The following is a 7982-nucleotide window of genomic DNA, read 5'->3' as shown; positions in this document are numbered from 1 at the left end:
GCTCGGGTTTTCCCCTGCGACACACACTATATCTAGTACAGAACTACTCAACTGGCACCAAGTATAGTGGACATTCGGAGGACGTCCAAACGGATAATTTGCGATAGAGGTCTTGACATCGCTCACGCGCAGACACGGCAAGGCATTGGTCGGAGAAAAAACTTTCTCCGATCAAAAAACCCCGCGATCAGTGCTGACGGAAAGGAAAGTATTCGGCGGAAAAACCGGCATCGCTCGCGAAGCGTTGCCAATCGAAATGCGGGCCCGGGTCGGTCTTGCGGCCCGGCGCGACGTCCGAGTGCCCAGCGAACGCGTCGACCGGGTAGCGCGCGGCGAGCGCGCGGGAGAGCGCGGCGAGCACCGCGTATTGGGCATCGTCGAACGGCACGTCGTCCGCGCCCTCGAGCTCGATGCCGATCGAGAAGTCGTTGCAGCGCGTGCGGCCGAAGAACTCGGACGAGCCCGCATGCCACGCGCGCTCGTCGCACGACACGAACTGCACGAGCTCGCCGCCGCGGCGGATCAGGAAATGGGCGGACACGCGCACGCCGCGCAGGTGGCTCTGGTAATAGGGGTGCGCATCGCAGTCGAGGCGATTCAGGAACAGCGCCTCGATCGCGTCGCCACCGAATTCGCCGGGCGGCAGGCTGATGTTGTGAACGATCACGAGCGTCGGCACCGCTCCCGCGGGCCGCGCCTCGAAGTTCGGCGACGGCGCATGGCGCGCTTCGCGCACCCAGCCGTTCGCGTCAACCGACAACACCGCCGCGTCGCTCATCGTGCGTCGCGACCGTTCACGCGCGCGGCGTGGCGCTGCGCATGCTCGGCGCTGCAGAAGTATTCGCCGCTCGCGGCAATCGCGTCGCCCTTCGGCGCATGCACGCCGCATTCGGCGCAGCGCACCATCGGCTCGGGCAGCGACCGCGCGTCGCCGTTCGGGCGCGCGGCCCCCGCACCGGCGCCAGCGCCGGGCGCCCCGTCGTAACCGGCGCCGCGGCCGGCGCGCGCCTGCGCCTGTTCCTGCGCGTGACGCAGCTTGCGCGCGAGCCACGAACCCGCGAAGAAGAGAAGGATCAGGAGAAGAATCTGTCGCATCGGAAACCTGCGGTCAAACCACGGAGCGGTGCAGCAGCACCTCGAAAACGAACCGGCTGCCGACGTACGCGAGCAGCAGCGCGGCGAACGACACGAGCACCCAGCGCGCGGCGCCGCGCCCGCGCCAGCCCGACGTCTTGCGGGCCACCAGCAGGCCGCCGAACATCAGCCACGACAGGATCGCGAACACCGTCTTGTGGTCGAGCCGCAGTGCGCGCGCATCGACCTGCTCGCTGAACAGGATGCCCGACGCGAGGGTGAGCGTCAGCAGCACGAAGCCGGCGCCGATCAGGCGGAACAGCAGCTTCTCGAGCGTGAGCAGCGGCGGCAGCGTTTCGAGCCAGCTCGCGATCCAGCCGGTCGAGCCGTCGCGCCCGCCGCTCCGCAGCGACTGCAGGCGCCGCTCCACCATCAGCATCAGGACCGCGTGCAGCGCGGCGATCGCGAAGAGGCCGTACGCGATGTTCGCGATCAGGAAGTGCAGCTTGAACAGCGGTGCCGCGGCATAAGGCAGCACCCGCACGCCGCCGAACACGAGCGGCAGCAGCGACGCGCCGCACGCGAGCGGCAGCACCAGCAGGCGCAGGCTGTCGAGCGGGAAGAAAAAGCTCTCGATCCAGTAGATGCCGGCGCCGAGCCAGAACATCGCGGACAGGGCGAACGCGAAGCCGAACACCATCGCGTCGTTTGGAAAGATGGTCATGTGCAGCAGCACGCCGTGCGCGAGCAGCGCGGCGAACAGCAGCGCGCGGCCGGCCCCGCTCATCCCGGACGCGGCGGACGCGGGAACCGGCACGGCCGGCACGCTCGCGACGAGCGGCGTCGCGCCCTGACGGTGCGTACGCCAGCCTGCGACGGCGAGGCCGCCGTACAGGAATGCGGTGAGGGCATACAGTACAATATCCATGTTCGAAGTTTACACTAGGCCCCCTTCCCGCGACGGCTCCCTTTTGTTCGGTTCCGCCGCGCCTTCGGGCCCCACTGTCCAACGCTCCCCATGCTCGACAATCTCACTCAACGGATGGCGCGCGTCGTCAAGACGCTGCGCGGCGAAGCCCGGCTCACCGAGGCGAACACGCAGGAGATGCTCCGCGAGGTGCGTCTCGCGCTGCTGGAAGCCGACGTGTCGCTGCCGGTCGTCCGCGAATTCATCGCCAAGGTCAAGGAAAAGGCGCTCGGCGAAGAAGTGATCAGCAGCCTGTCGCCGGGCCAGGCGCTCGTCGGCGTGGTCCAGAAGGAACTGACCGCCGTGATCGGCGGCGACTACGAAGGCAAGGCCGCCGAGCTGAACCTCGCGGTCACGCCGCCCGCCGTGATCCTGATGGCCGGCCTGCAGGGCGCCGGCAAGACCACGACCGTCGGCAAGCTCGCGAAGCTGCTGCGCGAGAAGTACAAGAAGAAGGTGCTGACCGTGTCGTGCGACGTGTATCGCCCGGCCGCGATCATGCAGCTGAAAACGGTGACCGAGCAGGTCGGCGCCGACTTCTTCCCGTCCACGCCGGACCAGAAGCCCGTCGACATCGCACTCGCCGCCGTCGACTGGGCGAAGCGCCACTACCATGACGTGCTGCTCGTCGACACGGCCGGCCGCCTCGGCATCGACGAGGCGATGATGCAGGAAATCGCCGCGCTGCACGGCACGCTGAAGCCGGCCGAAACGCTGTTCGTCGTCGACGCGATGCTCGGCCAGGACGCGGTCAACACCGCGAAGGCGTTCAACGACACGCTGCCGCTCACCGGCGTCGTGCTGACCAAGCTCGACGGCGATTCGCGCGGCGGCGCCGCGCTGTCGGTGCGCCACGTCACGGGCAAGCCGATCAAGTTCGTCGGCGTCGCCGAGAAGCTCGACGGCCTCGAGGTGTTCCACCCCGACCGGATGGCGAACCGGATCCTCGGCATGGGCGACATCCTCGCGCTCGTCGAGGAAGCGCAGCGCGGCGTCGATGTCCAGGCCGCGCAGAAGCTCGCCGACAAGGTCAAGAAAGGCGGCGATTTCGACCTGAACGATTTCCGCGCGCAGATCTCGCAGATGAAGAACATGGGCGGCCTGTCGTCGCTGATGGACAAACTCCCCGCGCAGTTCCAGCAGGCGGCGGCCGGCGCCGACATGGGCCAGGCCGAAAAGTCGATCCGCCGGATGGAAGGCATCATCAGCTCGATGACGCCCGCCGAGCGCGCGAAACCCGAAATCATCAAGGCGACGCGCAAGCGCCGCATCGCAGCCGGCGCGGGCGTGCCGGTGCAGGAAGTCAACCGGATGCTGAACCAGTACGACCAGATGCGTACGATGATGAAGAAGCTGAAGGGCGGCAACATGCAGAAGATGATGCGCGGCCTGAAGGGCATGATGCCCGGCATGCGCTGATTTCGTCCGTCGGCCGGCGCGCGGGTTTTTGCCGTAGCGCGCGCCTGCCGTTCTGCTTCATCCTTATTTGTATACCGACTGCCCGCCAGAACACATGAACCGCGAAGAAGCCCTCCACATTTTCGACCACTCCGAAGAGATCGTCTCGGCCGACGCCGTCAACGCGTCGATCTCGAAGATGGCCGACGCGATCCGCGCCGAAATCGGCGACGCGTTCCCGCTCGTTCTCTCGGTGATGGGCGGCGCCGCGGTGTTTACCGGGATGCTGCTGCCGCATCTCGATTTCCCGCTCGAATTCGACTACATCCACCTGACCCGCTACCGCAACACGACGCAGGGCAGCCCGGAGATGCACTGGCGCGTCGCGCCGCGCGAATCGGTGAAGGACCGCATCGTGCTCGTACTCGACGACATCCTCGACGAAGGCGAGACGATGGCCGCGATCCGCGACCGCATCCTCGACATGGGCGCGCAGCGCTTCATGTCGGCCGTGCTGTGCGAGAAGACGCTCGCGAAGGCGAAACCGCTGCACCCGGACTTCTGCGGCTTCTCGGTGCCGGACCGCTACGTGTTCGGCTGCGGGATGGACGCGAAGGGCTACTGGCGCAACCTGCCGACGATCCGCGCGCTGACCGCGAACGTCTGATCGCCGCCCGGCCTGCTATATAAATGGAAAGCGGCGCTCCGGTTGCCCGGAGCGCCGCTTTTTTTCGTGCGTGCCGCCTGCGTTATAACTGGTGCACGAACGCGCGGATGCCCGCCAGCAGCATCTCGACCGAGATCGCCACCAGCACGAGGCCCATCAGCCGCTCGAACGCGGCGACCGTCCGCTCGCCGAGCCACTGCTGAATCCGCTCGGCCAGCACCAGCGTGATCGCGCAGACGATCATCGTGACCGTCAGCGCGCCGACCCACTCGAGCATCTTGCCGGGCGCCTGCGACGTCATCAGCATCACCGTCGCGAGCGCGGACGGCCCGGCCAGCGCCGGAATCGCGAGCGGCACGATGAACGGCTCGCCGCCCGCACGGGGATCGCTGCCGAGCGCGCCGTCCGGATGCGGGAAGATCATCCGCAGCGCGATCAGGAACAGCACGATCCCGCCGCCGAGCCGCAGCGACAGGTCGGTGAGGCTCATCATCCGCAGGAAGCGGTCGCCGACCAGCATGAAGAACAGTAGGATCACGAACGCGATCCCCACTTCGCGCAGGATCAGCTTCACGCGCCGCTCGCGCGGCACATCCCGCATCGCCGAAATGAACAGCGGGATGTTGCCGAGCGGATCCGTGATCAGCACGAGGAGCACGGTGGCCGACAGGAACGTGTATTCCATCGTGTCGCCCGGTCGCCGCGCTTAGTGCGCGAGCGCGGCGCGGATCTTCTCCGCGACCGCCGCCGCGGCCGTGTCGGCCGGCAGCAGCGTCGCTTCGGCATCGCGGCGGCCCTGGTACTCGATCTTGCCTTCCTTCAGGCCGCGCTCGCCGATCACCAGACGATGCGGCACGCCGATCAGTTCCCAGTCGGCGAACATCACGCCCGGGCGCTCGCCGCGATCGTCGAGGATCACGTCGATACCGGCCGCGACGAGTTCCGCGTACAGCTTGTCGGCCGTCTCGCGCACCATGTCGCTGCGGTCATAGCCCATCGGGCACAGCACGACCTCGAACGGTGCAATCGACTCGGGCCAGATGATCCCCTTGTCGTCGAAGTTCTGTTCGATCGCCGCGCCGAGAATGCGCGTGATGCCGACGCCGTAGCAGCCCATCAGCATCGGCTGCGGCTTGCCCGACTCGTCGAGGAAGGTCGCGCCCATCGCTTCCGAGTACTTGGTGCCGAGCTGGAACACATGGCCGACTTCGATGCCGCGGCAGATGTCGATCACGCCCTTGCCGTCCGGCGACGGGTCGCCCTTCTTCACGTTGCGCACGTCGGCGACTTCCGGCTCCGGCAGGTCGCGGCCCCAGTTCACGCCGGCGATGTGATAGTCGACCTCGTTCGCGCCGACGACGAAGTCGCTCATGTTCGCGACCGTGCGGTCCGCGATCACCTTCACGGGCTTCTTCGTGCCGACCGGGCCGAGGTAGCCCGGCGGCGTGCCGAACCACTCGACGATTTCCTGCTCGGTCGCGAAGCGGTGGTTCTTCAGGCCCGGCAGCTTCGCCACCTTGATCTCGTTCAGGTCGTGGTCGCCGCGCAGCATCACGAGCCAGATGGTCGGCTCGGCGCCTTCGTTGTCGGTCGCGAGCACGATCGACTTGATCGTGCGCTCGAGCGGGATCGACAGCAGTTCGGCCACGGCCTCGCACTTCGCCTTGCCGGGCGTCGCGACCTTTTCCATCGCTTCGGCGGGCACCGCGCGCTCGGCAATCAGCGGCAGCGCTTCGGCCGCCTCGACGTTCGCCGCGAATTCGGACGTCGGGCAGTAGGCGATCGCGTCCTCGCCGGTGTCGGCGATCACGTGGAATTCGTGCGAGAAGTTGCCGCCGATCGAGCCGCTGTCGGCCGCCACCGCGCGAAACTCGAGGCCGAGGCGCGTGAAGATGCGCACGTACGCGTCGTACATCTTGCGGTACGACTCGTTCAGGCCGGCCGCATCCTTGTCGAACGAATACGCGTCCTTCATGATGAATTCGCGGCCGCGCATCACGCCGAAGCGCGGACGGATCTCGTCGCGGAACTTCGTCTGGATCTGGTAGAAATTCACCGGCATCTGCCGGTAGCTCTTGATCTGGTTGCGCGCGATGTCGGTGACGACTTCCTCGTGCGTCGGCCCGATCACGAAATCGTTGTCCTTGCGGTCCTTGAAGCGCAGCAGCTCGGGGCCGTACTGTTCCCAGCGGCCCGACTCCTGCCACAGCTCGGCCGGCTGCACGGCCGGCATCAGCAGCTCGATGGCGCCCGCCCGGTTCATTTCCTCGCGCACGATCGCCTCGACCTTGCGAATCGAACGCAGGCCGACCGGCAGGTAGTTGTAGATGCCGCCGGCGACGCGACGGATCATGCCGGCGCGGACCATCAGCTTGTGGCTGACGATCTCTGCGTCGGCGGGTGCCTCTTTCAGGGTGCCGATAAAGAAACGGGAAGCTTTCATGCGGACGGTTCCAAAAACGGCGCCCCCAGGCGGGGCGCCCGAAAAAGTTTCAAGGTGAAAAAGCTGCGCGCGGCGAACAACGAGGGACGACGATGGCGCAGACGACGTAGCAGACTAATCAGGGACAATTCAGCCGGCGTACCCCGCGCGGATTCGCTCCGTCACGGTGCGCAGCGCCCGTTATCTGTTTATAATCAAAGCAATTTTAAAGGATTCGAAGGTGGTTGTATGCTGGATCGTGAAGGCTTTCGCCCGAACGTCGGCATCATCCTCTTGAACGCGCGCAACGAGGTGTTTTGGGGCAAGCGGCTCCGCGAGCATTCCTGGCAGTTTCCTCAAGGTGGGATCAAGTATGGCGAGACCCCCATGCAGGCGATGTACCGGGAACTGCACGAGGAAACGGGCCTGCATCCGGAACACGTCAAGATAATCGGCCGCACTCGCGACTGGTTGCGTTACGAGGTGCCTGACAAGTTCATCAAACGCGAAGTACGCGGTCATTACCGCGGCCAGAAGCAGATCTGGTTCCTGCTGCGGATGGTCGGACGCGATTGCGACATTTGCTTGCGCGCGACCGACCACCCGGAGTTCGATGCGTGGCGCTGGAACGAGTACTGGGTGCCGCTCGATGCGGTGATCGAGTTCAAGCGGGATGTCTATCAGTTGGCGCTGACGGAACTGTCGCGCTTCCTGCGCCGCCCGGCGCAGCGAGCCGAGAAGCCGCGCGGGCCGCGTGTGTCGCGCTATCCGCGCGTCATTGGCGCACAGGCCCAGACGCTGACGATTGTCGACACATCGGTAGTCTGTTCGGAGATCGAAGTGGAAGCGAGCACGCTCGACGAGATGCCGCCCCACGTGATCGTCGGCAAATGACGAGTCGGACTGCATGACCGGGCGCGACCTTGGTGTCGCGCCCTTTTTTTACGAGGAATGCATATTGAAAGCGATTGCTCTCGCGCTCGCATCGATCGCCGCGATGGCCGCCCTGGCCGGCTGCGCGAACTCGAAAGCGCCGTCCAACAAGGACGACAGCGAGTTCGTGTACCTGCTCGATCGTCAGGGAACCTGGAAGGAAAACGCCGTCGACACGCTGCCGCCGCTGCCGCAAACGGGCGATCTGCTGCCGTTCAACGTGTCGCAGAACACGCCGCTCAAGTTCTTCGTCGATGCGAAGTCGCTCGAGGTCGGCACCGACGGCGTCGTGCGTTACGCAGTCGTCATCACGAGCCCGGCCGGTGCACGCAACGTGAACTACGAAGGCATCCGCTGCGACACCTACGAATGGCGCCAGTACGCCGGCCTGAACTCCGACCACAACGGCTGGGATCGCACGGTGGAAAACGACTGGCGGCGCATCGAGAACGGCGAGCTCAACGCCTACCACTCCGCGCTCTACCAGGACTACTTCTGCTCGAACAAGATGCCGCAGGGCT

Annotated in this window: 9 protein-coding genes; 4 read left to right on the top strand and 5 right to left on the bottom strand. The window is 65.9% G+C overall.

The annotated features are described in order from the left end of the window. Positions 1-187: 187 nt before the first annotated feature. From ampD to JMF90_RS14165, 3 genes are read right to left on the bottom strand one after another with little or no spacing between them, the layout of a single operon-like run. Positions 188-778 carry a 1,6-anhydro-N-acetylmuramyl-L-alanine amidase AmpD gene (ampD, locus tag JMF90_RS14175; RefSeq protein WP_069232154.1) on the bottom strand — a complete coding sequence of 197 codons (591 nt, stop codon included), beginning with the start codon at positions 776-778 and terminating at the stop codon, positions 188-190. Beyond that, the gene (locus JMF90_RS14170; protein WP_077179096.1) at positions 775-1095 is read right to left on the bottom strand and encodes a PP0621 family protein; all 321 of its coding nucleotides are present in this window, start codon (positions 1093-1095) and stop codon (positions 775-777) included. Before JMF90_RS14170 ends, ampD begins: the two co-directional genes overlap by 4 nt. A 13-nt stretch (positions 1096-1108) precedes the next feature. Continuing rightward, positions 1109-2002: an inner membrane protein YpjD gene (locus JMF90_RS14165; protein WP_012327868.1), complete on the bottom strand. Its 894-nt coding sequence runs from the start codon at positions 2000-2002 to the stop codon at positions 1109-1111. Between the two features lie 90 nt (positions 2003-2092). Between JMF90_RS14165 and ffh the strand changes: the two genes are divergently transcribed. Next, entirely contained in the window at positions 2093-3460 is a 1368-nt protein-coding gene (ffh, locus tag JMF90_RS14160) for a signal recognition particle protein (RefSeq protein ID WP_006476982.1), read from the top strand. A gap of 94 nt (positions 3461-3554) precedes the next feature. Further along, positions 3555-4106, top strand: a complete 552-nt coding sequence (locus tag JMF90_RS14155; RefSeq protein WP_006489240.1) for a hypoxanthine-guanine phosphoribosyltransferase — start codon at positions 3555-3557, stop codon at positions 4104-4106. Positions 4107-4188: 82 nt separating this feature from the next. On the opposite strand, the gene JMF90_RS14150 is transcribed toward JMF90_RS14155, so the two are convergent. Together JMF90_RS14150 and JMF90_RS14145 are read right to left on the bottom strand one after the other, a co-directional pair. Continuing rightward, positions 4189-4791 (bottom strand): MarC family protein, encoded by a 603-nt coding sequence (locus tag JMF90_RS14150; protein ID WP_011694138.1) that lies wholly within the window; start codon positions 4789-4791, stop codon positions 4189-4191. Between the two features lie 21 nt (positions 4792-4812). After that, positions 4813-6549 (bottom strand): proline--tRNA ligase, encoded by a 1737-nt coding sequence (locus JMF90_RS14145; RefSeq protein ID WP_200094978.1) that lies wholly within the window; start codon positions 6547-6549, stop codon positions 4813-4815. Positions 6550-6777: 228 nt separating this feature from the next. Between JMF90_RS14145 and JMF90_RS14140 the strand changes: the two genes are divergently transcribed. Continuing rightward, on the top strand, positions 6778-7422 hold the full coding sequence (locus tag JMF90_RS14140; RefSeq protein ID WP_006476994.1) for an RNA pyrophosphohydrolase: 645 nt from the start codon (positions 6778-6780) through the stop codon (positions 7420-7422). Between the two features lie 13 nt (positions 7423-7435). After that, positions 7436-7982 (top strand): CNP1-like family protein (locus JMF90_RS14135; RefSeq protein WP_201325178.1); only part of this gene is annotated, 547 nt, incomplete at its 3' end.

It is taken from the genome of Burkholderia sp. E168m23, assembly GCF_016586125.1.
Taxonomy (GTDB): Bacteria; Pseudomonadota; Gammaproteobacteria; order Burkholderiales; family Burkholderiaceae; genus Burkholderia; species Burkholderia orbicola.
The sequence above is the reverse complement of the archived record's forward strand: the minus strand, read 5'-3'. Positions and strand labels throughout refer to the sequence as shown.

Bases quoted from the DNA above. Each gene is read 5' to 3' on its own strand.
- JMF90_RS14165 (WP_012327868.1), bottom strand. From the start codon at position 2,002: ATGGATATTGTACTGTATGCCCTCACCGCATTCCTGTACGGCGGCCTC.
- JMF90_RS14155 (WP_006489240.1), top strand. From the start codon at position 3,555: ATGAACCGCGAAGAAGCCCTCCACATTTTCGACCACTCCGAAGAGATC.
- ffh (WP_006476982.1), top strand. From the start codon at position 2,093: ATGCTCGACAATCTCACTCAACGGATGGCGCGCGTCGTCAAGACGCTG.
- JMF90_RS14150 (WP_011694138.1), bottom strand. From the start codon at position 4,791: ATGGAATACACGTTCCTGTCGGCCACCGTGCTCCTCGTGCTGATCACG.
- ampD (WP_069232154.1), bottom strand. From the start codon at position 778: ATGAGCGACGCGGCGGTGTTGTCGGTTGACGCGAACGGCTGGGTGCGC.
- JMF90_RS14145 (WP_200094978.1), bottom strand. From the start codon at position 6,549: ATGAAAGCTTCCCGTTTCTTTATCGGCACCCTGAAAGAGGCACCCGCC.
- JMF90_RS14170 (WP_077179096.1), bottom strand. From the start codon at position 1,095: ATGCGACAGATTCTTCTCCTGATCCTTCTCTTCTTCGCGGGTTCGTGG.
- JMF90_RS14140 (WP_006476994.1), top strand. From the start codon at position 6,778: ATGCTGGATCGTGAAGGCTTTCGCCCGAACGTCGGCATCATCCTCTTG.